Origin of the sequence: Agrobacterium sp. 10MFCol1.1 (assembly GCF_000381165.1) — a bacterium.
Taxonomy (GTDB): domain Bacteria; phylum Pseudomonadota; class Alphaproteobacteria; order Rhizobiales; family Rhizobiaceae; genus Agrobacterium; species Agrobacterium tumefaciens.
Genome location: NZ_KB906083.1, coordinates 100,071 through 123,947 on the forward strand (window position 1 = coordinate 100,071; position 23,877 = coordinate 123,947).

The following is a 23,877-nucleotide window of genomic DNA, read 5'->3' on the forward strand; positions in this document are numbered from 1 at the left end:
TCTTTTCGGCCCAAGGACTTGGGCTGGCTGGATCTCTGTGACAAGCACAGAGATGAGGGAAGTGGAAAAGCAGGCCTCGCACCGGACACCCCAGCCATCAATATTTATGCCGCGTGCTCTGGCACCCCTCGCCGAAATCTCGGTTTGCGTTGGATTCTATCATGATCCGTGACATGTTTTGCGGGGTATGACAGGATTCTTTCCGTGTAAGGGGTGTCTTCATGAAGCGTCCGACAATCACAGATGTTGCAAACGCCGCCGGCGTCAGCGTTGCGACTGTCGACAGGGTATTGAATGGTCGCCTGCCGGTGCGGGAGGAAACCTCGCGGCGGGTGTTCGAGGCGGCGGAAAAGATCGGTTTTCATGCCACAAACATCATCCGCCAGCGCATGCTGGCCGATCTGCCGTCCTATAATCTCGGAATCATTCTGCGGAAAGAACGGCACTCCTTTTACCAGACATTTGCCGATGAGCTGGAGCTTGCGGCACGCAACGTGAGGGATCGCCATCTGAACCTGCGCATCGAATTTGCGCAGTCGGGCGAGCCGAGCGAGCTTGCGGGCCTTCTGTCCGGCATGAAAGGTCGGGTGCAGGCCGTTGCAGCGACCGGGCCTGACCATCATGACGTTACGGCGGCCGTTGAGGCGCTGAAGGCGAAGGGTATTCCCACCTTTTCGCTGCTTTCCGATTTCGCGCAGGGTGTGCGGGAGGCCTATCTTGGCGCGAATAACATGAAGGTTGGGCGCACGGCGGCCTGGATGATCTCGCGGCTGGCGCGCAGCAAGGGCAAGGTGCTGCTACTGCTCGGTGGCCACCGTTTTCACGGTCATTCGCTGCGGGAAACCGGCTTTCGGAGCTATATCAGGGAATATGCGCCGGAATTCGAGGTGATGGACGCGCTGATCACGTTGGAAACGCGGCGGCTGACCTACGAGCTTGTCATGGACACCATCGCCAAACACCAAGATCTCGTCGGCATCTATTGCATCGGCGGCGGCATGGAAGGTGTGATCGAGGCCTTGCAGCAGGAGAACCGCCAGGAAACCATCGTCTGCCTCGTCAACGAGTTGACGCCGGAATCCCGTCAGGCGCTGCTTGAGCGGCGTATTACCGGCGTGTTCCAGACACCGCTTCGCGAACTATGCACGGACCTCGTTGCCACTATGGTTCACACCATCGAACACGGCATGGCGGAAACGCCGGGACAGAGATTTGTGCCCGCTCATCTATGGGTTCCTGAGAGCCTTTGATGGTTTGATAGATTCTATCATAAATGCCGCGTCTATTTCTATCAGCCATGATGGTTTTGCCCGCCGAAGACGCGTTGACGCCGGCCCCGGACTAGGATCATGTTGCCGGCATGTGGAGCGGGCAGGAGGCTGATCCACGACAATAACGATGTTTCAAGGTTGCCAAACGCCGCAGATGTCCATCTTCGGCGACAGGTATCCTTTTGCCGGCGATCGGCTGTGGCGCGATGCACTTGCGGCTGTGCGACCGGTTTCTTTTCAAGAGTTTCGGAGGAGGATGACATGAAAAGACATTTTGCGATTGCGGCTCTGGCCACCATGCTGGCGACCACGGCTTCGGCTCAGACCATCGGCGTTTCGATGGCCCTGTTCGACGACAATTTCCTGACCGTGCTGCGTAACGGCATGATCGACTATTCGAAGGGCATGAACGGTGTCTCGCTGCAGATCGAGGACGCCCAGAACGATGTCGGCAAACAATTGAGCCAGGTGCAGAACTTTGTCGCCGCCGGCGTCGACGCCATCATCGTCAATCCCGTCGATACGGATGCGACGGTGGCGCTTTCGCAGGCGGCTGCCGCAGCCGGCATTCCGCTTGTCTACGTCAACCGCCAGCCGGTCAATCTCGACAATCTGCCGGACAAGCAGGCCTTCGTCGCTTCCGATGAAAAACAGTCGGGAACGTTGCAGACGCAGGAAGTCTGCCGGCTTCTGAAGGCTGCCGGCAAGACGGAAGCCAAGGCCGTGGTGATGATGGGCGAGCTCTCCAACCAGGCGGCGCGCATGCGGACTGAGGACATCAAGGAGGTCGTCGCCACTCCGGATTGCAGCTTCATCAAGCTCGTTGAGGAGCAATCCGCCAACTGGTCGCGCACGCAGGGGTCGGACCTCATGACCAACTGGCTCTCGGCTGGCGTTGAGTTCGATGCGGTGATTTCCAACAATGACGAGATGGCGATAGGCGCGATCCAGTCGCTGAAGGCGACCGGCCGGCCGATGGACGGCGTCATCATCGCGGGTATCGACGCGACCCAGGATGCACTTGCCGCGATGGCGGCGGGCGAACTGGATGTCAGTGTTTTCCAGAATGCCGCCGGCCAGGGCAAGGGCGCGGTGGATGCCGCGCTGAAACTCGCCAAGGGCGAGACGATCGACAAGAAGGTCTTCGTGCCCTTCGAACTCGTTACACCTGCCAACCTCAAGGATTATCAGGCGAAGAACTGAGGCCGGCATTCACTGGGAATGCCAGGAATAAACCAGGGGCCGCTCATGGAAAAGCAGGCCCAAGGCCGCGGTCTCTTCTCCCGGATCGCGGCCTAACCTGTCCGCAACGACCTCAACAGATACCGACGACAAGGAAGCGTAAATGCGCATCGCCATCGACCCGTTCATGCACCGCCATCTCAGCCTCGAAGCCCTTCCCGCCAAAGTTAGGGAGCTCGGCTACGACTGGATCGAGCTCAGCCCGCGCGCCGATTTCCTCGAATGGTTCAAGGCGCCACGCGTGTTTCCCGAAAGGATCCGCTCGTTCAAGAAGGCGCTGGCGGCCGAAAACGTCAAGATTGCCTCGCTGCTGCCGATGTATCGCTGGGCCTCCAATGACGAGACCGAGCGGCAGGCGGCAGTAAAACACTGGAAACGCGCCATCGAGATCGCCGTCGAACTGGAGGTCGACACGATGAACTCCGAATTTGGCCGTGGACCGCATCCCGACAAGGGTTCCTGCTATTGCTGCCATACCGGCTCGATGATCGAGGCCTGCGAGGATGCCTGGTGGCGTTCAATGGAAGAACTTGTGCCGATCTTCGAGCGCGAAGGCATCAATCTGCATGTCGAGCCGCATCCGGAAGACTGGTGCGAGACGCTTCAGCCGGCGCTCGACATCATCCGCACCGTCAATTCGAAGAATGTGAAGTTTCTCTATTGCGCACCTCACACCTTCTATTTCGGCGACGACACCAAGGCGATGCTGCGCGAAGCGAAGGATGTGCTCGCCCACGTGCATGTCGGTGACACCTTCAATCACAAGGCCAGTTCAGGGCTGCGCTACATTCTCAACCCGCCCGGCACGCAAGCGCGCGTGCACCAGCACTTGAACATCGGCCAGGGTGAGGTGCCGTGGGACGACTTCTTCGGCACGCTTTCCGAAATCGGCTTCGACGGCATCATGACCTCCTGTGTTTTTGCCTGGGAGGACAGGGCCGATGAATCGGGCAGGTTCATGTGCGCCGAGATCAACAACTATATCGAAAAATACCGCAAGTGAGGTTTTTCCCATGACTGTGAGAATTGGTGTCATCGGCACCGGCGCGATTGGCCGTGACCATGCCCGCCGCATCAACAAGGTCCTCGGAGGCGCAAAGGTCGTGGCGCTGAGTGACGTCAACCCTGCATCCGCCGAGGCGGTGAAGAACGACATTGCTCCGGACGCCGTCATTTTCGCCACCGGCGAGGAACTGATTGCATCGCCGGATGTGGACGCCGTTCTGGTGACATCCTGGGGTGCCACGCATGAGCAATATGTGCTGGCCGCCATTGCCGCCGGCAAGCCCTGCTTTTGCGAAAAGCCGCTGGCGACAACGGCGGAAGGGGCAAAGCGCATCGTTGACGCCGAGGTGGCGCAGGGCAAGCGGCTGGTTCAGGTGGGCTTCATGCGCCGTTATGACGCCGGTTATGTGGCGTTGAAACAGGCCGTCGACACCAAGATCGGCGCGCCGATCATGGTGCACGCCGCCCATCGCAATCCGGCGGTTCCGGAGCAATATGTGACTGCTATGGCCATCCACGACACGATGATCCACGAGATCGACGTGCTGCGCTGGCTGCTCGACGATGATTATGTTTCGGCGCGGGTCCTCTTTCCCCGCTCGGCGGCCAGAAGCCATACGCGGCTGAAGGATCCGCAGATCGTCATTCTGGAGACCACCAGGGGCACGCTCATCGACGTCGAAATTTTCGTCAATTGCCATTATGGCTATGATATTCAGTGCCAGGTGGTGGGAGAGGATGGCATCGCCAGCCTGCCGGAGCCGATGTCCGTCCAGACCCGCCTTGGCGCCAAGCTACAGAACGATATCCTGACAGACTGGAAGGATCGCTTTATCGCGAGCTATGATGTCGAGCTGCAGGATTTCATCCATGCGGCGGCGAAGGGCACCGCGGCCGGACCTAATTCCTGGGACGGTTACGTGGCCGCCATCACATCCGATGCCTGCGTCGCCGCGCAAGAAACCGGTGGCGCTGCGGTCGCCATCGACCTTCCCACGCGTCCTGCCCTTTATAAGTGAGGATATCTCATGCGTTTTGCCATCAACCACATCACCGCACCAAAACTCTCCCTCGAGGATTTCTTCGCGACAGCGCGCAATCTTGGCCTTAGCGAAGTCGAAATCCGCAACGACCTGCCTGACACCGTCGGCACGGTGGACCCGGCTGCCGTAAAGGCCGCGGCCGAAAAGGCCGGCGTGACCATCATCTCCATCAACGCGCTTTATCCCTTCAACGTCTGGTCGGGTGATCTGCCAAAAAGGGCAGTCGTGATGGCTGATTACGCCGCCGCAAGTGGCGCGAAGGCGCTTGTCATGTGCCCGCTCAACGAGGGCCGACAGGTACCCTTCGACGATCTAGTGGCCGCGCTGAAGGCCATGAAGCCCATCCTTGAGGAACGTGGGCTGACCGGCCTTGTCGAACCGCTCGGTTTCCCCGTCTCGTCGCTGCGCACCAAGGCTGAGGCTGTCAAGGCCATCGACGCGGCAGGCGGGGGCGATGTCTACAGGCTGGTGCACGACACTTTCCATCATCATCTGGCAGGAGAGACGGTGTTTTTCCCCGAACGCACCGGCCTCGTCCACATATCAGGCGTGACAGACCCCGCCGTCTCCGTCGCCGACATGCTGGACGCCCACCGCGTTCTGGTGGATAGCGACGACCGGCTGGAGAATCTTGCCCAGATAAGGACGCTGGAGGCCGCTGGCTACAAGGGGCCTTACAGCTTCGAGCCTTTCGCGGCTGAGGTGCATGAGTTGAAAGACCCGGCTGCTGCCGTCAGAGACAGTATCGACCATATCTCCAAGGCGCTATGACCGCCTCACCGCCTGCGGTTTGCTGCAGGCGGTGCTTGCGTTCGAATACAGGCTGATTGGTAGAAAACACAGAGAAATCAATTCCGCTTTTACGGATGATGCTGTAATCTTTGCGTGACAAAACAGAGCAGCAATCGGGCTCGGGTATTCTTGAAATCAACTGCTTTGTGCCGGTTTCTTGCCCGCCCCATCCTTAAAAGAGCGGGTGAATTTCCCTTTTATGAAAATAGACAGGAAAACGACGCTTAAGGATGTGGCGCAGCAGGCGAATGTTTCGCTCAGCACCGCTTCGCACGCCCTTAACGGCACGGCCCCCTTGACCACGCTGGTGCGCGAGCGGGTGCTGGAAGCGGCCCGTTCGCTCGGTTATCTCGAAAACCGCCGACAGAAGGCGACGATTGCGACCCTGCGCGTGGTGTTGCTGGCAATGACCAACGATGCGGCTCCGCAAAGTGATCTCAACATGGTCAGCTGGACGATGCTGAACGGCTTCCGGCGCGAATGCGAACGGCGCGGCATTCGCATCGTTCCCTTCGTCAGCGCCACAAGCCGGCTTGACCCTGTCGCGGTGGCGCAGGCGGCGGATGCCGACAATGTGGATGGCATCGTGGTGTTGAACGATGACCGGTCGCAACTGGTTCAGGCGCTTTCGGCGCTCGGCAAACCGGTGGTGCTGATCAATGGCGAGGACCCGGCCATGATCGTAGATACGGTGACGGCCGAGAACCGTTTCGGCGCCCGCCTCGGCATCGAGCACCTGCTTTCCCTTGGGCACCGCAATATTCTGCACATTACCTGGAAGGGGCGCACGACGATCCGCCGCCGTTTCGACGGCTATAGCGACGCATTTCTTGCGGCGGGGTTTCCGGTGCCTGCGGATATGGTCATTGAGGTGGAGAGTTATGAACCCCAATGGGGCGAAACCGCCATTCGTCGCCTGCTGGCCGAGGAGCGCCCGCTCAGAAATGCAACGGCGATTTTCTGCGCTGCCGACAATCTGGCGCTCGGCTGTCTGAAAGCACTGACGGAAGCCGGTGTCCGGGTTCCCGATGATGTTTCGGTATTGGGTTTTGACGATATCATGCCGGCGGCCTTCAGTGCGCCACCGCTCAGCACCGTTCAATTGCCCGCCGACAGGCTGGGTGGTGCGGCACTTTCCCTGCTGGAGCAGCGGCTTGTCGCCGCCGACCCGACCCGGCCTGCGCACCGGCTGGAACTTGGCTGTCGACTTGTGCTGAGGGGCAGCATCGCACCGCCCCCCAAGTGATACCGAGCTTTTACTTCATGCCCGTCCCAGCAATGCCTGTCGTGATATAGCGTTGCAGGAACAGGAACACGACGGTAACCGGCGCCAGGCTGAGGAAAGTCATGGCAAGAATATAGTGCCATTGCACCGAGAACTCGCCCTGGAAGGCGTTCAGGCCCACCTGCAGTGTGAAGTTCTCGCGGCTGCTGAGGACGATCAACGGCCAGAGGAAGTCGTTCCAGCGCCACAGCACCGAGAAGATTGCGAGAACCGCTAGTGCAGGTGCCGTCAGCGGCAGGATGATGCGCCAGAAGATGCGGAATTCGCTGGCCGCATCGACGCGTGCGGCTTCGATCAGTTCGTCCGGGATCGTCAGCATATATTGCCGGAGCAGGAACACGCCGGTTGGCGTCGCGACGGTGGGAATGATGACACCCCAGAGATTGTCGACGAGGCCGACACCGACGATAACAAGATAGGCTGGCACCATGACGACGGTAAGTGGGATCATCAGCGTGGAGATGATCAGCACGAAAATCGCCTTCTCGCCGCGGAAGCGGTATTTCGAGAGAGCAAACGCCGCCATGGCGTTGACGATCAAGGTTAAAACGGTCGCGACAACAGTGACGAAGACCGAGTTTTTCAGGAAAGTCAGAAAGTTGAACTGGGTCAAGGGATCGGTGAAATTCTGCGTCGCGATCGTCAGTTTCTGGACGGGCGACATTTCGCGTGTGTCGACGCTGACCGGCGGGCCGGGATTGGCCGGATCCACCATCTGCGCCTTGATGCCAACGCGCCGGACCATGGCCATCTCCCGCTCCATGCCGTCGATGGTGACGGTCCAGAGGCTGAGCGGCCTGTCATAACCTGGAACTTCCACCTGCACGGCGGCGCGCGGCAGAAGGCTCGGCGGAAACCGTGTGATCTCGGCTTCCGGCTTCAGCGAGGACATGGCGGCCCAGACAACGGGTATGAGCACCGCGAGCGTTCCGCCAATGAGCCACACCCAGGAGAGAATATCGGTGAGACCGATCCTGCCGGGGCGGCGGGTTCGCGTCAGGAAAGTGACTGCGTTTATATTGCCGGACATTATCAGGACTCCATCTTTTTGCCGAGGCGCAGTTGCACGAGCGTCAGCGCGAGAAGAACAAGGCCCATCAGAACCGATGCGGCGGATGCGAGGCCGAAGAGCCTGAGATCGCTGCCAAAGGCCATCTGGTAGATATATTGCACCACGAACGTGTTGGCCGTGCCCGGCCCGCCGCCATTGGTCAAAACCCAGGCTTCATCAAATATTTGCACTGAGCGGATCATCAAAAGGATCAGTACGACGAGAAGGTTGGGAGCCAGCAGCGGCAGGGTGATGCGCAGCAATGTGCGTCGGGGCGAAGCGGCGTCGATTGCGGCTGCTTCATAAAGGTCTTTGGGAATGGCCTGCAGCCCGGCCAGCAGGATGAGCGTGTAAAAGCCCATGTGGAACCAGACGGATACGACCACGACGAAGAAGCGCGACCAGCCGACATCCAGCAGGAAGATTTCCGGCGGCACGCCGAGCATCTGGAAGAAGGCGTTCAGCAGTCCGTTGCGGTCAAGAAACCATTTCCAGATGAGGCCGATGACGACAGGTGACAGCAGCACGGGATAAAAGAACATGGCGCGGAAGAAGCCGCGCGCGGCAATCGCCCTGTTAAGAATAAGGGCCGTGACCAGCGCGACGAACAGCGTGGCGACAACGTTGAAGCCGACGAACCAGAGCGTGTTCCAGATCGCTGTCCAGAACAGCGATTCCCGGCAGCTCCCGGGGTCCATATAGCTCTGGCAATCGAGCAGCTTGCCGAAATTCTCCAGACCGACAAAGGGGCGGTCTGTGATCAGCAGCTCGGTGCCGCCGGTAAAGGCGTAACCGACGGCAATGGCAATCGGCAGGAAGGTGAAGATGCCGAAGAGAACGAGGTTAGGCATCAGGAAAATATAGGGCATGCGTCTTTTGCCGATCAGCCGCTCTATGAGGTTGAGCGGCACTTCGGCGATTGCCATCACGGCGTCGAGCACGCGGTCGGACAGTCTCGCAAGCGTCGGATTGGCCATGCTAGTCTCTCCCGCGGCTGTCGAGGCGCGGCAGCGCCAGTTCGGTTTCGGGGTCGAAGACATGCACCCTTTCGCGCGCCGGCATGATGTTCAGAATTGAGCCTGAAGCGGGTGCGAAGTGGCCAGCCTGGTGCACGATGATCTGCTCTTTCTGGCCCTGAAGATTGCCGTAGAGATAGGTCTCGGTGCCGAGGCTCTCGTGATACTGCACTTCGAAGGGCAGGCCCTTTTCCTGCGTGATGACAAAATGCGAGGGGCGGATGCCCGCCAGAACTGCCTGTCCGGGGGTAGCCACGGCGGGATCGACGAGGCAGGGCAGGGACACGCCGTATCCGGTGTCGATTGCGAAACCGCCGTCGCTGCCGGCGACGAATGTGCCCTTCAGTATGTTCATGCGCGGTGAACCGAGGAAGCCGGCGACGAAGAGGTTGCGCGGATTGTCGAAAAGCTCGAGCGGGCTGCCCACCTGTTCGATGCGGCCTGCACGCAGCACCACGATCTTGTCGGCCATGGTCATGGCTTCCACCTGGTCGTGGGTCACATAGATCATCGTCGTCTTGATATCGCGATGCAGCCTTGTGATTTCGGCGCGGGTCTGCACGCGCAGCGCCGCATCGAGGTTCGACAGCGGCTCGTCAAACAGGAAAATGTCTGGCTCGCGCACGATGGCACGGCCGATGGCAACGCGCTGGCGCTGGCCGCCGGAAAGCTGTTTCGGCTTGCGGTCGAGATAGGGTTCGATGGCCAGCATGCGCGCCGCCTCGTTGATGCGGCTTTCGATTTCCGCCCGCTTGAAACGCAGGTTTTCAAGGCCGAAGGCGAGGTTCTTGCGCACACTCATATGCGGATAGAGCGCATAGGACTGGAAGACCATGGCGATCTTGCGCTCGGCCGGCGAGAGCGCGCTGACATCGCGTCCGCCAATGCCGATGGTGCCTGACGTCACATCCTCAAGGCCGGCGATGATGCGCAGCAGCGTGGATTTTCCGCAGCCGGAAGGACCGACGAAAACGACGAATTCCCCGTTCTCGATCTGAAGATCGATATCATGCAGGACATGAACGGCACCGAATGCCTTGTTGAGGTTTTCCAGCTTTAGACTTCCCATTACCTGCTCCCTTCGGGCAAGGTCGTCTCTGCGACGATCTCTTTTGCATTCCAGCCCTCGGGTAAGGGCATCGTTCTTCCAATGGCAACGTCGCGCGCCGAAAATCCGTGAACGCCGGACAGATAGACCGCAGGCATGCCGCCGGGGTAATCTTCAAGTCCGACGATCCTGCCGTCGGCGCTGCGTGTCCAGGCATTGGCGCGGCCGGCAGCTTCCGGGCTTGGTGCAATGTCCGCATTGGTCGGGCGAAGATCATATTGCAGGCCGGTGCCGAGTTTGCCGGGCTGCTGCGACAGTGAAATGCGCGCGAGCGTGACATTGTGGATGCCGGCGCTCGAGGTGGCGACGAGGTTTATCGCCCCTTCCATCGAGCCGCTCACGTCTTCCACCACAAGGTTTTCAACCTTGCCAGCCTGACGTTCCGGCCGGCGGTCTACCACGGTGACAGTCACGGCTTCGCCCGATCCCCAGAACCCGCCCGGCGTTTCGTGGCACTCCGCCTCGATCCGCGAAAAGCGGATATTGCGCATGGCGCCGCCATCGCGGGAGAAAAGGCCGATGCCGCGATTGGATGCGATGACTTTGCAGTCCTCGAACGCCACGTCGGTGAAATCGCCGAAGGATTCCGTGCCGAGCTTCAAGGCGCAGCTCATGCTTGAGACAGTGCAGCGGCGAACCGTGATATCGGCGCAGGCGCCAACAGCCTTGCCGTCCGGTCCGGCGCTGGTCTTAAGGCAGATACCGTCATCGGCGGTGGAGATGGAGCAATCCTCGATCAGTGCGCGCCGGCAGGCATCCAGCACGATGCCGTCGGTGTTGGGCAGGCGGCGATCGTTTTCGACACGGATGTTTCGGAAACTCAGATCTTCGCAATCGACCATGTGCAGGGTCCACATTGGCGAACCGCTGACGACGAGGTTTTCAAGGCGAACGTCGCGGCAGGATTCCAGAACCATGACACGCGGCCTCTTTTTCGCGGGCACATAGGTTCCCATGGCTTCGTCGTCACCGATGATGAAGTTCTCACCGCCAGCCTCGATACGGCCGGGGCCGGTGACGGCGATGTTGCTCGCGCCCTTTGCGACGATCATGCCGCGATCGGAATCCTCGGCGATGACAGAAACGGACGTATGGGCATAGGCGTCGTAGTCGGAAATCGGCGCAAGCACCGCGTCTTGTGCAAGGTGAAGTTCCACGTCGCTTCTAAGATGAAGGCCGCCGCTGACATGCCGTCCGGCCAAGAGCGACACGACGCCGCCGCCTGCGGCCGATGCTGTATCTATTGCCTGCTGGATATCGGCAGTGGCGTCATGTCCCTCGGCGGCAATGGTGATATTGGTGTGAGCACTCATGATGCCTGCGGCCTCTTCAGAAAGACGTCGATCAGCAGCAGCATCGTCAGCGCCTGCCCATAGGGTGTCGGCAAATTGGGAATGCGGCGGTAGAAATCGAGGTCGTGGCCCATGGGCGTTCCGTCCGACACACCGTGCACGACGCCTTCGTCATCGATATTGCCCAGCACCGCCTTCAGCGCCCGCTCGGCATGGGCGCGGTTTTCTTCGCCGAGAATACCTGCCTCGATGCCGCGCAGAATGCCATAGGCGATGCCAGCGGTTGCCGACGTCTCGACCGGCGAAGTCGGATCGTCGAGGAGCGTGTGGAACATGCCATCCTCGCGCTGATACTGGCGCAGCGAACGCACCTGGCTTGCAAGCACATTGGCGAGGAAACGTTTGTCCTTTTCGGCAAGCGTCGGCACCAGTTCGAAGAGCTCGGGGATTGCAACGGTGATCCAGGAATTGCCGCGTGCCCAGAAGGCATGCGCAAAATTGTGGCGTCCGATGAATGTCCAGCCGTGATACCACAGCCCGGTCACGGGGTCTGACAGGTAACGCGCATGGATCATGAACTGGTAGACTGCCTCATCGATCCAGTCCTGGCGTTTGCAGACCACACCGGCGCGGGCAAGGAACAGACAAGCCATGAACAGCGTGTCGTCCCAGAGTTCACCCTCGTTAAGCCGCTCCTTTACCACGTGCTGGAAGCCGCCATCTTCGGTTTTCGGCAATTTGTGCACAAGCCAGTCGGCCCAGTCTTCTACCAGCGCCCGGAAATCCGGCCGGTCGACATGTTCGGTGAGGATGACGAGCGGCAGCATTGGCGCGGAACTGTTGATCTGGCGTGGCGGCAGGCCACGATCGATCTGCCAGCCGTACCAGGTCACGAGATCGTCCAGAGCTTTCTGGTCGTTCGCGGCAAGCGCCCGGCGCAGGAAGCCGTAAAGCCCAACGCCCACTTCCCAATCCCATTCATCGAACTGGATCTTGCCGTCGGAACTGCCGCTTGCCAGGCCTTCCTGTATGCCCTTGAGGCGGCTGAAGGCGGCGGCGACGCTGTCGATCGTCGTTCTGAGAGTGTCTTTCTCGATGCTTTGCTGGTTCATCTGGTCATTCCGCTTAGGAGTAAAATGGCTGTGCCACGCCGTTGCCTGCGGCGGTTTTGGCACTGTCGAAGGTGATCTGTGGCTGTGGCTGCTCGTGGTCGAAGACCATGGCTTGCCCGCCGATGGTGAAGTTGCCCTCCCAGTTGAGGGAGAGTTCGGGGCCACCGGGCGGCGTGACAGACAGCAGGCGCCTGTCGGCGTCGAACATGACCTGCGTGGCGAGAATTCTTTCGCGGAAGTGCGCGAATGCGTTCGTATCTCCGCAGCCGATAATGCCGATCCAGCCAGCGCGGCGGCCAGGTGATCTGATCTCGCGGTCGGCGGTGGCGCCTGCTGTTACAGGTTCAAGCCCATTGGTCGCATAAAGTGCTGCAAAGCCGCGGCCCGCGCGGGTGATGAGCCAGTTACCCTTCGTCTCCACCTCGTCCAGCCCGTCGCGACCGAGATAGGCATGGGTCCAATCATTGCGGTGATCATCCGTATCGAAGACCATCATGGCGATATCCCGGTGCTGCGCCACGCGCGGCAGGATGCCGCTGCCCGCCCAATAAGAGGGGCGCTGCGTGCCCCAGGGGTCGTCTTCGCCCGGATGGTTGACCCACAGCCGCGCCATCGGATGGCCGGCAAGCTTGATGTCCATGACGTGCTGCTGGTGGCCCTTGCGACCTGTCTTGTGGTCCACCACAGTGGAAAGCTGGGCTGCTTCGTTCTTGAAGAGCACGAGTTTGCCCGGCTCCAGTCCCTGCGCATAACGCGCCTCGACCATGCGGCCGCCTGTCAGTTGCGACAGGGCGGCAAGATGCGGTGGCGGCAGGTAATCTCCACAGCAGAACATCGGCAGCGAGGCGACGCCATTGTTGAGCCAGCCCTGACCGAAGGCGACTTGCGCAAAAGGTGCAAGTTCGGTCAGCGGCCCGGCGCGCAGCTCCTTGTCATAGGCTCTGCCCTGGGAACCGGAGGGAACGCCACCAAGCGTGTGCAGAGCGATCATTTCGAAAATGAGATCGAGCTGGTGGCGGGCGCGGGCGGCAAGTTCCGGTTCGGCCCAATGTTCGATGGCGAGAAGGCCGATGAAATCCACCGGGTAATAGGCGGCCGAATTCCATTCGGCGAGACCATGCGCCTCGACGCTGTCGAACCAGCGCTGCAGCCGCTCAGTGGCGAGTGCCGTCTGTTCTCTGCCCGTGCGCCCGGAGGCGCTGAAGATGGCGTCCGGCAGATAGTCTCCCGCGAGCAGCTGGCTGGTATGGAAGCACAGAACGTGGTTTTCGCTCCAGAACCACATGACGTCGTTGCCGGGTTCGTCCACCCAGTAGCGATAGGAGAGAATAGAAGAGTTGATCCGCTCAAGCATCTGAGGGGGAAGCCGGTCACCATAGGCGCGCACCAGCCAGAGAAGCGGCACCAGCACGAAATCTGAACAATCCTCACGCCGGTCGATGGACCGCAGCGTTGCATCGACGATGCCGGAAATCGTCTTCATGTCACCGCTGCCGGTAGCGACCATTGCCAGCGCGCGGCCGATGCGCCATGCACCAAAGCGGGCGCTGAAGGACAATGCCGCTTTCTTTCGCTCGGCAATATCGGTGGCGGCCGGTTGTGGCGCCATATCGCCCATGAAGGCTGCGTCGATGACGCGCGTTACCGTTCCGGCACCTGAACCGATGGTGATCCTGACGCCATGATATCCGTCCGAAATGCCTACCGTCTCGGGGATCGTCAGGGTCGATTGCCCGGCTTTCAGCACGGTATCGACCTCGGCAAGGGCGGCGCGCTCGTGGCCGTGGCTTTTCACCGCGATGTGGACGGGAAGGTCGCTGGCAGGTGCTGCCCCGAAAACCAGCTCGAGGGCCGCGCCGGAAAAAACGTCGCGTGCGGGGCGAACATCGCGCACCAGTGCGGCAAGACGTTTCGTTTCTTCCCGGTCGAGCGGCACCGGCAGCACGACGGTGAGCGGCGTGGCGTCCGTAACCTCAAGCTCGAAGAACCAGATGATGTCACGTTCCGCCAGATCTTCGCAAAGCAGCAGCACTTCGTTATCGCCGGCCGCAAGTTCGAGCGTGATATCGCGGCTGCTTTCGACATTGCGGATAAAGGGCTCAAAGCGGACCTGCTCCACGCCGCCCACCCAGATGCGCACGCCGCCGCAGGTGCGCAGCCGGAAATGCGCCTGTCTTGTGGTGTCGCTGCGGAACGTGCCCTTCAGCCAGCGCTGCACATGGGTCGGAACATGCCAGAAGCCGGTGAATTCAACTCGTCGATTGGAACCCGGCAGGTTGAGGTGCGAAACTGTAAAGCTGGAGTCGGGCGCGATGTCACGGCCGATCATCGTCTGTTGAAAGGCCTTGCGGCAGGGCAGGTCGCCAACATCCACAAAGCCGTTGATGAAGCGATAATTGACCCGGTCTTCCGCCGGTGCCGCAGTTCCCGGAAATGAGGTTTCCACCAGATCCGAGACGATCCAGGCGGTAACCGTTTCGCCTGTCGGCACGGTATATGTGGGCTGCGACGTGCCCGTTGCCAATGGTCCATCCGTCATAATGGATCGCCTCCCGTCGATCTTTATGAAATTATTTTCACAAATCTATTTTCGCTTTGTTGCGGCGATTTGTGCGATTTAGCCGAAACAAACAGCTTGACGTTTATTCTGTCAAGTCGCAAAACAAGCGAAATCGAATTAAGACGAGGAGCTTCAATTCGATTTGTGAAAAGTTTTTCATTGGGAGGATGAGCATGCTGAAACTGTTTTCGGGCGTCAGCGCCCTCGTATTGGCCTCTATCGCCGGCCTTTCGGTCGCAGAGGCCGAGACAAGAACGATCACGTTCCTTTTTACGGATGACGACCAGGGTTATGTGCAGCGCATGTCTGAACTCAGCAAGGAGTTCGAGGCGGCCAATCCGGGCGTGAAGATCAACTTCGTGTCCTCCGGTTATGATGCCGTTTCCAAGCAGCTGCCGGTACAGCTTGCGGTGGGCGAGGGGCCGGATGTTGCCAAGATCACCGACTGGCAGCTCGCTTCCTACTATCTCGACATGCGCCCCTACATGAAGGATGCGGATGGCTTTGCGAAGCTGCACGGCTCCAGTCTTGCCCAGCTTCGCCTGCCCGGTGTCAACGATCCGCAGTCGATCAACGGTTACATGGCCTCGCAGACGCTGAACCTGCCCTTCGTCAACAAGACGCTGTTCGAGCAGGCTGGTGAACCCTTGCCCGGGCCGACAGCGAAATTGAGCGAGATCGTCGAGGCGTCCGCGCGCGTTGCCAAGTCGACCGGCGTGCAGATTCCCTTCACCATGGACCGCTCCGGCCACCGCTTCTCCGGCGGCGCCTTCGCTTATGGTGCGACCTATGTGAAGGACGGCAAGTTCAGCTTCCCCGACGACGCGGCGAAAAAATACATCTCCGACATCTATTCATGGACGCAGAACGGCAGCTTCCCAAAGGAAATGTGGGGTGCTGCGGGTGGCTCGCAATACAAGAACATGGGTGATGAATTCGTCAACGGCAATGTCGTGACCTATCTGGCCGGCAACTGGATGGTCAATCCATTCCAGAACAAGATCGGTGACAGCTTCGAATGGACCGCGATCAACGCCCCCTGCGGCGATGCCGGTTGCTATGCCATGCCCGGCGGCACGGCGATTGTCGGCTTCAAGCGCACCAAATATCCCGAAGATGTCGCCCATTTCGTCGAATTCCTCGGCTCTGAAAAGGTGCAGCGGGAAATCGCCGAAAATTACGTGATCCTGACGGGCGCCGAAATCGTCGATCCGCAATACAAGCTGAAAAGCGAAAACGCCAAGGCGGCGATGAAGGTCTTCCTGGACAACAAGAAGAATGTGCCGCAGGCCGCCCGCGAATTCGAGCACGCCAAGGGTGGCACTGCCATGTATCAGCAGATCGTCCAGCGCATGAGCCAGCTCATCGTCGGCGAACTGACGCTCGACCAGACCTACAAGGTTCTGGAAGACGATGTCGCCAAGATCAATGAGGCCGTTGCGGTCAAGAAATGATGAGCGCCCGTTCTTTCATCACGAAATAACGATGCTCTCGATCTGCCCGGAGTTATGCTCCGGGCATACTTCGCCGCTTGTTCGCCGGCTGTTGTGGCATATGCGATCTGACTTAATCAGCAAGTCGAAAAAAAACTGCAATACGCCCGGCATAAAAGCTGACGGCGAGGCGCGCCGGAAGCTGCGTGCGCGCTTCGTCACGCGTCATCCGCTGAAATCATAGGATTCGTCATGGCTAAACTGAAGATGTCGTCTTTTCCGTTCGTGCGGTCGGCCTTGCTTGCCTCCGTCGCATTGCTGGTTCTTGTCCCGAACGCACAGGCATTCGAGCGCACTCAACCCGCAGGTCGGGGTTATGCCATTACGGTACCCGAACCCGCAGCAAGATATCCGCTGCCGCTTTCCGACACCTATCGCAACCAGACTGGCAAGAATGCCAAGGGCGAAGACGTCCGTGCCTATGACGACCGCGACAATCCCGTCATCGAAATCCTCTCGGGTTTTAATCGCATCTGGACGCTGGGCGATGAAGAATGGGCGGATGGCGGCGCCAATGGCGACGGTCCGAGTGATTTCAGCCATGTAAAGGCCGTCAATCCCGCTGTGTGGCAGGAAAACATGCGTTACGTGCTTTCCGTAACCGGTGAGAACCGCACCCCCGCCGCGGCCTTGAACGCCTATATGAAAGACCGCCGCTCGCAGGGTTACAGCATGATCGACGGCATGGGGCCGCTTGCTCCGTGGTATCGCGAAGGCGCGGGCGCGACGACGACCATCAACCACACCCTGGCGGATTTCGATCCGAACGAGGTCATCACGCGCAAGGAAGAGGACAAGGGCACCGAGGCTGGAGCGGCCGATTCCGAGCTGAAGGATGTCGTGGCCCTCATGAAGGTAATGCGTGGCCCGGAAGGCACGACGTCGCCAGCGAAATATTTCTATTCCACGCCGCGCCCATGGCGCATGAATGCCAAGGGCGAGGTGATAGAGACAGGCACCGAGACCATCGGCGACCGCAAGTTTGAAACTTACGAAACCGATCCCGGCGTCATTGTGCCCGCGCTCAAATATGCGCGCGAGAACCGTGGACGCGGCAAGGATGGCGGCTTTCCGAGCGGTCACACCAATGCCGCCTATCTCGCCGCCATCACTTATGCTTACGTTTTGCCGGAGCGGTTTTCCGAATTGCTGACTGCCGCTTCCGAGCTTGGCGAAAGCCGTATCGTTGCAGGGATGCATTCCCCAGTCGACGTGATCGGCGGCCGCATTACGGCCACCGCTATAGCCGCCGCTATTCTGCAGGATCCGAAAAACGCCGATCTCAAGAAGGCCGCGCATGATGAATTGCAGGCCTATTTTGCCAAACGCTTACCAGCGGGACAGTCCCTGATCGACTTTGCCCATAGCGCGAAACCGGATGTAGACCCTTTTGCCGATGCGGCGACCAACGAGGCTGATTATCGCCGGCGTATGACCATGTCCTTCAGCCGCGACAAAACCGTTGGCGATGCGCCCATGGTGGTGCCGAAGGGTGCCGAGGTTCTGCTGGAGACACGCCTGCCTTATCTCGATGCCGCGCAACGCCGCGCCGTCTTGTTCTCCACTGGTATCGAGGCCGGTTATCCGCTGCTTGACGACAGCAATGGCTGGGGCCGGATCAATCTGGTGGCCGCCGCTGCCGGTTATGGTGCCTTTAACGGCGATGTCGACGTGACGATGGATGCTGCAGCCGGCGGGTTCAATGCGGCTGACCGCTGGACGAACGATATTGCCGGGGCAGGGCGTCTCGTCAAATCCGGCAGTGGCGCGCTCACGCTCACCGGCGCCAACAGCTATAGCGGCGGCACCGTCTTGCAGGACGGAACGCTTGTGGCATCCTCCGCCAATGCGCTTGGTACAGGCGGCGTGCTTGTCTCCGGCGGAACGCTTTTGCTGAACGGCGAAAGTGACATCGTCATTGGCGGCGATTATGCCCAGACGGGCGGCACCCTGGCGCTTGATCCGCAAAAGGCTCCGCTGCGGGTCAAGGGCAACGCGACGCTTGATGGCGCAACCCTGCGGCTCGCCTTCGATGGCGCCGCACCCGCTGCCGGCAAGCGCTTCAACGTCATCGCCGCAGACGGCCTGACTGGCACCTTCGCTGCGATCGACGCGGGCAATGTGAAGGTGCGGCCGGTTTATACCGGCTCGTCGCTGTGCGTGGTGGTCGAATAGGCTGCGAGGCCAAGGTTTCGCGGGCGCGGTTTAATCGCCGCGCCCGGCCGACCCTGGTTACAGGAAATAACGGATCCTGAGCGGCAGCAATGTGGCGCCGAGTGCCGAGGAATCGCCTTCTGTCTCGCTGAGCACCAGTTTTGCTTCCTGCGGGCCGATGCCGTAACGGTGTTCGCGTTGCGAGGGCATGTGTACACGTTCGATCATCATCCGGCCGAGTGCGCGCGGCAATTGTCCACCAAAGACGATCGCCTGTGGATCAAGAACCGCAATCAGGCTCGCCACCAGCCGGTCCACCTGCGGCATGGTCCGCTCAAGCCATTCCTCGACGCCCGGCCAGGCAGGGTCAAAATGCTGATAGAGCGCTTCGATCGAATCTATCTCGCTCCCGTGTTTCTGCAGCGTCGCGATCAGATATTGCAGCGCCGGCCGCCTGTCGGCTTCATCCGGGTTGAAGATGCCGCTGAATTCACCGGCATTGCCGTGAAAACCGTAGAAAGGCTGACCTCCCAGAATGAGGCCGCCGCCGAAGCCATAGTTGAAGGATAGATAGGCGAAGGTCTGGCACCACAGTCCCACGCCGCGAAGGCTTTCGCCGATCGCGCCGGTGGTTGCGTTGTTTTCCAGCCAGACCGGCAGACTGAATTTCTCTTCAAGGATCGGTTTCAGGTCCATCAGCGACCAGTCGCGCAATGGTTCCGGCGCGTTGAATGCCCGATCTTCCGACACGAAAAATCCCGACATTGAAAAGCCGAGGCCGAGCAGGCGTTCGCGCGGGATGCCGTGGTCCGCCAGCAACCGTTCCAGAGCGAGCGACAATGCGGCAAGCGTCATTTCGCGATCGCTGGGAAGCATCCGCAATTTTTCTTCGACAACCACCATGCAGCGGAAATCGGCGATGCAGATCACCACGGAGTCAGTGTTGATGGAAATTCCGAGCGAATAGGCCGCCTCAGGCACCAGTTCAATGGTCGGGCTCGGCTGGCCACGCGTTCCTTTAAGCGGTGCGCCGGTACGCAAAAGGCCGCGTTCCAGCAGGCCTTCGATCAACCGATGCACGGATTGCTGCGTCAGGTTTGTGTGACCGGTGATTGTTGCACGGGCAATGGGGCCGTGGCGGCGCACTATATCGAGAATGAGGCGCTCATTCTCGCTGGCAAGCGGCTGGCGGTCGAAGGTCTGGCGCGGTGTCTTATCTGTTGTCATGGCCTTGGATAGCGGCTGCACAAGGCCTTCGCAACTCGGGCCGCGCGCCGGGGACGGCATTTTTCACTGGACTGTCATAAATAATACACTTAGAGTGTAGTAATAAGAAGCCGGTCAATAACGGATCCCCAGGAGGAACCATTCAATGAGCATGAAATTTATTGCGATCGCCGCGCTTGCGCTGGCGACGACGGTAGCGCCTTGCCTTGCGGCGGATACCAACATGAAGAACCTCGACTTCGATCTGTCGAAGGTCACGCGCGAAAATTTCTATGACATCGTCGTTCCCGCTGCCAAAGCGGAAGGCACGGTGACGATGTACAATTTCGCCGGCAGTTTCGCGGATACGTGGAAAGAACTGATCACCCGGTTCGAGGCCAAATATGGCATCAAGGTCACCTATAGCGACGTAAAGGGTGATCAGGCGAACCAGCAGCTCATCGCCGTGCAGGCGGCTGGGCAGGATTCACCCGTCGACGCCTATTTCGCTGGCGGCGGCGGCTATCCGCTTTTGTCTTCCAAGGGCGTCGTCGGCAATATTCCGCTGACGAAGATCTTGCCCAACATGGCCAATTACAATCCGGAACTGGCCGAGACCGTTTTCGGCAAGGCGCATGGCGGCAGTTTCCCTCTGGTGCATCTCAACCAGACCGCCCTCGGTTACGATTCCGCCTTCGTGAAAGCCGAAGACGTGCCGAAGAGCTTCGACGATCTTCTCGTCTGGGCTGAAAAGAACCCGAAGCGCCTTGGCGTCACCCTGCCAGCCAAGGGCGGCTCCGGCGGCGGCTTCATCTATTCGGTGGCGCTCAATTATCTCATCGGCGACTGCCGCAAGCAGCTTACCGACTATAATCAGACGCTGCAGCAGGCCGAAGACTGGGCAATGACGTCCGAGTGCCTTACGCCGGTCTGGGATTATTACCGTCGTCTTCTTGCCGTGGCTGAACTGACAAACGGCAACGCCGACACGCTCAACCTGATCAACAACCAGCAGCTCTACATGGGCACCGTCTGGGAAGACCAGGTCATGAGCTTCCTCGGCACCAAGCAGCTGCCGGAAAGCTTCCGCGTCACGCTGCTGGAAAAAGGCCAGGTCGGCTCGGGCGATGCCATTTTCGTGCCGGCAAATGCCAAGAACGTCGCGTCCGCGCTCCTTCTCATCGATATGGCGATGAGCAAGGAGTTCCAGCTCTGGAAGCTGGAGAACAAGGCTTCGCGCTCTCCGCGGGCGGATGTCACCAACGACCTGATGCCCAAAGCCGTACAGGAGCATGTTCTGCCGCAAAGCGTTTATCCGCGCCTGTCGGTTCCGGCGTTCTGGGACATGTCGACGGCCCTTGCCGAAGCGCTCGATGAAAAAGTGCTCAACCAGTAACACCTTCCCGGATCGACCGGACCGTGGGGCTGGAAACCGCCGAACGGTCCGGGAGCCTTGGTCGAAACCATGAGGGAGCCTCGCCATGAGTGAACTCGAGATCAGCAATATCAGCAAGGATTACGGTTTGAGCCGGGCGCTTCATCCCGTGTCGATCACTGTCGAGCGGGGCGAATTCGTCACCATTCTCGGCCCCTCGGGCTGCGGCAAGTCCACGCTTTTGCGCATCCTCACCGGCATCAGCCAGCCTTCGGGAGGCGAAATCCGGCTGGGCGGCAAGCGTATCGATCAGGCGCCGCCGGAAGCGCGCGACATCGCCATGGTATTCCAGTCCTATGCGCTTTTCCCGCATATGTCGGTTGCCAAAAACCTTGGCTTCGGCCTGAAGATGAAGAAGGTCCCGAAGGACGAGCGCGCGCGCCGCATCGCCCATGCGCTTGAAATCTGTAATCTTGCCGGCCTGGTGGACCGCATGCCGCGGCAATTGTCCGGCGGGCAGCAGCAGCGCGTTGCGCTGGCGCGCGCCATTGTCATGCAGCCAAGTCTGTTGCTGTTCGATGAGCCGCTCTCGAACCTCGACGCCAAGCTCCGGGACACGCTGCGCCATGAACTGACTGAACTTCACCGCCGGATCGGCGCGACCAGCCTTTATGTGACGCATGATCAGGCCGAGGCCATGGCGATGTCGGACCGGATCGTGGTGATGAATGCCGGCCGCGTCGTCGAAGTGGGAACGCCGCTCGAACTTTACCGTGCGCCCAAACACGCCTTTACTGCCGGTTTTCTGGGGCAGACCAACCTTTTGCCGGTTTTGGCTGAGGGTAGGCAGGCGCAATTGCCCTGGGAGCAGTCCGTAACGCTGGATGCGACTGCTGCCGGCTCCGCACAGATTTCGGTTCGCCCGGAAAACATCCACATCAGCGCCGACGAGGCGGGTGCCGGCACGGTCTCTGCCGTTTCCTTCATGGGCGCCAATGCGCTTTATACGGTCGAAATCGGCAGCCACCAGATCAAGATCAGCCAGTCCGGTGCGGAATATCTTATCGATGCGGGACGCAGGGTCGCCTTGCGTTTTCCCGGATCGGTGCATCTGCTCGATGACGGGCAGGCAGGGGAGGCGGCGTGATGCGCGGGGTGCTTCGCGACAGGCGCGCCCAGCTGCTGGTCCTGCTTGCGCCGGGGGTGGGTTATTTGCTGATCTTCTTCGGCGGTCCGCTGCTTTCGGCACTGATCGGCAGCTTCAGGCAGGACGATGGCAGCTTCACGCTGATGTTCTACGAGCGGATCTTCACACGTCCGTCGATGATCCGCGGCCTGACGACGTCCATCTATTACGGTGTCGTGCCGGTGATGGTGTCGCTTGCGGCTTCGGTGCCGCTGGCGCTTCTGATCCGCAAGAGCTTTCTCGGCCGCAAGCTGTTCAGCGGCCTTTACAAGCTCCCGATGGCGGTGCCGGGCATCATCGTCGGCCTGATGGTGATCGTCGTTTTCGAAAGGGGCGGTTTTCTCGACCGGCTGGTCGCGCCGCTCGGGCTTGAATTGCCCAAACTCGTGCGTGACGACTGGGGCATTGGCGTCATTCTCGCCAGTGTCTGGAAGCAGATACCCTTCATGACGCTGATCATCACCAGTGCCTTTGCCGCCATTCCGGAGGACATCCGTTACGCGTCGCGCACGCTCGGCGCCTCGCGGCTGAAGACCTTTCTGTTCGTCGAAGTTCCGCTTGCCATGCCCGGCATCACCGCCGCCATCCTTCTTACCTTCATCGGCTCCATGGGCTCCTACGCCATTCCCGATATTGTCGGTCCGCCCACTGCCCGGCCGCTTTCGGTTCTCATGGTCACGGAGTTTAATCAGGGGCGGTTCAATCAGGTCTATGCCATGGGCATGGTGCTGAGCCTCTTCGCGGTCTCCGTCCTGCTTCTGTATTACTCCCTGACATCCCGCATCGGCCCCGGCCAAACCCGAGGAGACGCATAATGAGCGCCATTGCCCTCGATCCCGTCACCATGACTCGTCGCCGCACCTTCACGCCGGACGACCGGATTTTCGTCTCCATCGGGCTCTTTACCGCGCTGGCGCTCGCTATCGCCGTGCCTCTGGCGCTGATGTTCCTGTGGAGCATTGCCGATGGATGGACGCCGCCTCTGGTGGTGCCGAAGGATTACACCACCACGCGCTGGGCGAGCATTCTTGGCGATGCAAGCCTCATCCAGGCCGCCGTCAACAGCATCCTCATCGCCATCGTCGTGACTTTCTCGACGGCCGCTATCGCCCTGCCCACCGCGTGGGCCATGGCCCGTTTTCCCTTCCGGCTGAAACGGCTGGTGGAGATCTTCATTCTGGCCCCCATCATCATTCCGGGGCTGGTCGTCGCTGTTGGCATCGGTCAGGTGTTTCTTCTTTTCGGTCTCGCTTATTCGGTCACCGGGGTCATCCTTGTGCAGATCGTCGGCACGCTGCCGCTGATGATACGGCTAATGACGGCGACGCTCGAAACCATTCCCGACGACCTGATCCATGCCGCCCGTTCGCTCGGCGCGGGAACGGCCGGCATTGTCATCCACATCATCCTGCCGCTTGCGGTGCCCGGCCTTCTGGCCGGTGGCCTGATGTCCTTCATCGGTAGCTTCGAGGAATTCGACAAGTCCTTCATCGTCGGTGCGCCTGTCGTGCAGACGCTGCCGATCAAGCTCTACATGTATCTCGACCCCTATTCGATGCAGATCCCGCTCGCCTCCATCGTCTCCTTCATCCTGCTTCTTCCCGCACTCGTCGTTTTCATCATCGCCGGCCGCATTCTGCGTGACGACCTGATGGCGGCGGGCATGGGGAAAATCTGATCCGGGCA

General features: G+C 60.1%; 19 protein-coding genes. 12 read left to right on the top strand and 7 right to left on the bottom strand.

Annotation, left to right across the window (positions count from 1 at the left end; translation table 11 throughout):
• Positions 1-221 precede the first annotated feature (221 nt).
• From F617_RS0123940 to F617_RS0123970, 6 genes are all read left to right on the top strand, one after another.
• On the top strand, positions 222-1,250 hold the full coding sequence (locus F617_RS0123940; protein WP_019567007.1) for a LacI family DNA-binding transcriptional regulator: 1,029 nt from the start codon (positions 222-224) through the stop codon (positions 1,248-1,250).
• 282 nt (positions 1,251-1,532) lie between these two features.
• Positions 1,533-2,474 (top strand): sugar ABC transporter substrate-binding protein, encoded by a 942-nt coding sequence (locus tag F617_RS0123945; RefSeq protein ID WP_013762379.1) that lies wholly within the window; start codon positions 1,533-1,535, stop codon positions 2,472-2,474.
• A gap of 142 nt (positions 2,475-2,616) precedes the next feature.
• Positions 2,617-3,516 (top strand): sugar phosphate isomerase/epimerase family protein, encoded by a 900-nt coding sequence (locus F617_RS0123955; RefSeq protein ID WP_004431052.1) that lies wholly within the window; start codon positions 2,617-2,619, stop codon positions 3,514-3,516.
• A gap of 10 nt (positions 3,517-3,526) precedes the next feature.
• On the top strand, positions 3,527-4,537 hold the full coding sequence (locus F617_RS0123960) for a Gfo/Idh/MocA family protein (protein ID WP_019567009.1): 1,011 nt from the start codon (positions 3,527-3,529) through the stop codon (positions 4,535-4,537).
• Between the two features lie 9 nt (positions 4,538-4,546).
• Positions 4,547-5,332: a TIM barrel protein gene (locus F617_RS0123965; RefSeq protein WP_019567010.1), complete on the top strand. Its 786-nt coding sequence runs from the start codon at positions 4,547-4,549 to the stop codon at positions 5,330-5,332.
• Positions 5,333-5,552: 220 nt separating this feature from the next.
• A complete protein-coding gene (locus tag F617_RS0123970) occupies positions 5,553-6,599 on the top strand; it encodes a LacI family DNA-binding transcriptional regulator (RefSeq protein WP_174012362.1) in 1,047 nt (348 codons plus the stop codon).
• A gap of 10 nt (positions 6,600-6,609) precedes the next feature.
• On the opposite strand, the gene F617_RS0123975 is transcribed toward F617_RS0123970, so the two are convergent.
• From F617_RS0123975 to F617_RS0124000, 6 genes are read right to left on the bottom strand one after another with little or no spacing between them, the layout of a single operon-like run.
• Positions 6,610-7,668 carry a carbohydrate ABC transporter permease gene (locus tag F617_RS0123975; RefSeq protein WP_013762383.1) on the bottom strand — a complete coding sequence of 353 codons (1,059 nt, stop codon included), beginning with the start codon at positions 7,666-7,668 and terminating at the stop codon, positions 6,610-6,612.
• 2 nt (positions 7,669-7,670) lie between these two features.
• On the bottom strand, positions 7,671-8,666 hold the full coding sequence (locus tag F617_RS0123980; protein WP_004431062.1) for a carbohydrate ABC transporter permease: 996 nt from the start codon (positions 8,664-8,666) through the stop codon (positions 7,671-7,673).
• 1 nt (position 8,667) lies between these two features.
• The gene (locus F617_RS0123985) at positions 8,668-9,774 is read right to left on the bottom strand and encodes an ABC transporter ATP-binding protein (RefSeq protein WP_019567012.1); all 1,107 of its coding nucleotides are present in this window, start codon (positions 9,772-9,774) and stop codon (positions 8,668-8,670) included.
• Positions 9,774-11,126, bottom strand: a complete 1,353-nt coding sequence (locus tag F617_RS0123990; protein ID WP_019567013.1) for a glycoside hydrolase family 28 protein — start codon at positions 11,124-11,126, stop codon at positions 9,774-9,776. The genes F617_RS0123985 and F617_RS0123990 overlap by 1 nt, the downstream gene beginning before the upstream one ends.
• The gene (locus tag F617_RS0123995; RefSeq protein WP_013762386.1) at positions 11,123-12,217 is read right to left on the bottom strand and encodes a glycoside hydrolase family 88 protein; all 1,095 of its coding nucleotides are present in this window, start codon (positions 12,215-12,217) and stop codon (positions 11,123-11,125) included. Before F617_RS0123995 ends, F617_RS0123990 begins: the two co-directional genes overlap by 4 nt.
• 13 nt (positions 12,218-12,230) lie before the next feature.
• Positions 12,231-14,756 (bottom strand): hypothetical protein, encoded by a 2,526-nt coding sequence (locus tag F617_RS0124000; protein ID WP_019567014.1) that lies wholly within the window; start codon positions 14,754-14,756, stop codon positions 12,231-12,233.
• A gap of 194 nt (positions 14,757-14,950) precedes the next feature.
• On the opposite strand from F617_RS0124000, the gene F617_RS0124010 reads away from it, so the two are divergent.
• Both F617_RS0124010 and F617_RS0124020 read left to right on the top strand, forming a co-directional pair.
• Positions 14,951-16,231 carry an ABC transporter substrate-binding protein gene (locus F617_RS0124010; protein WP_004431072.1) on the top strand — a complete coding sequence of 427 codons (1,281 nt, stop codon included), beginning with the start codon at positions 14,951-14,953 and terminating at the stop codon, positions 16,229-16,231.
• A 231-nt stretch (positions 16,232-16,462) separates the two neighbouring features.
• Positions 16,463-18,445 carry a phosphatase PAP2 family protein gene (locus tag F617_RS0124020; RefSeq protein ID WP_019567016.1) on the top strand — a complete coding sequence of 661 codons (1,983 nt, stop codon included), beginning with the start codon at positions 16,463-16,465 and terminating at the stop codon, positions 18,443-18,445.
• 57 nt (positions 18,446-18,502) lie between these two features.
• On the opposite strand, the gene F617_RS0124025 is transcribed toward F617_RS0124020, so the two are convergent.
• Positions 18,503-19,651 carry an ROK family transcriptional regulator gene (locus F617_RS0124025; protein WP_025594999.1) on the bottom strand — a complete coding sequence of 383 codons (1,149 nt, stop codon included), beginning with the start codon at positions 19,649-19,651 and terminating at the stop codon, positions 18,503-18,505.
• Between the two features lie 145 nt (positions 19,652-19,796).
• Between F617_RS0124025 and F617_RS0124030 the strand changes: the two genes are divergently transcribed.
• The 4 genes from F617_RS0124030 (at position 19,797) to F617_RS0124050 (ending at position 23,869) form a co-directional block, all read left to right on the top strand.
• Positions 19,797-21,026, top strand: a complete 1,230-nt coding sequence (locus F617_RS0124030; protein ID WP_019567018.1) for an extracellular solute-binding protein — start codon at positions 19,797-19,799, stop codon at positions 21,024-21,026.
• A gap of 85 nt (positions 21,027-21,111) precedes the next feature.
• A complete protein-coding gene (locus tag F617_RS0124040) occupies positions 21,112-22,152 on the top strand; it encodes an ABC transporter ATP-binding protein (protein WP_019567019.1) in 1,041 nt (346 codons plus the stop codon).
• Positions 22,152-23,006, top strand: a complete 855-nt coding sequence (locus tag F617_RS0124045; RefSeq protein ID WP_019567020.1) for an ABC transporter permease — start codon at positions 22,152-22,154, stop codon at positions 23,004-23,006. Before F617_RS0124040 ends, F617_RS0124045 begins: the two co-directional genes overlap by 1 nt.
• Positions 23,006-23,869: an ABC transporter permease gene (locus F617_RS0124050; RefSeq protein WP_019567021.1), complete on the top strand. Its 864-nt coding sequence runs from the start codon at positions 23,006-23,008 to the stop codon at positions 23,867-23,869. The genes F617_RS0124045 and F617_RS0124050 overlap by 1 nt, the downstream gene beginning before the upstream one ends.
• Positions 23,870-23,877: the final 8 nt, after the last annotated feature.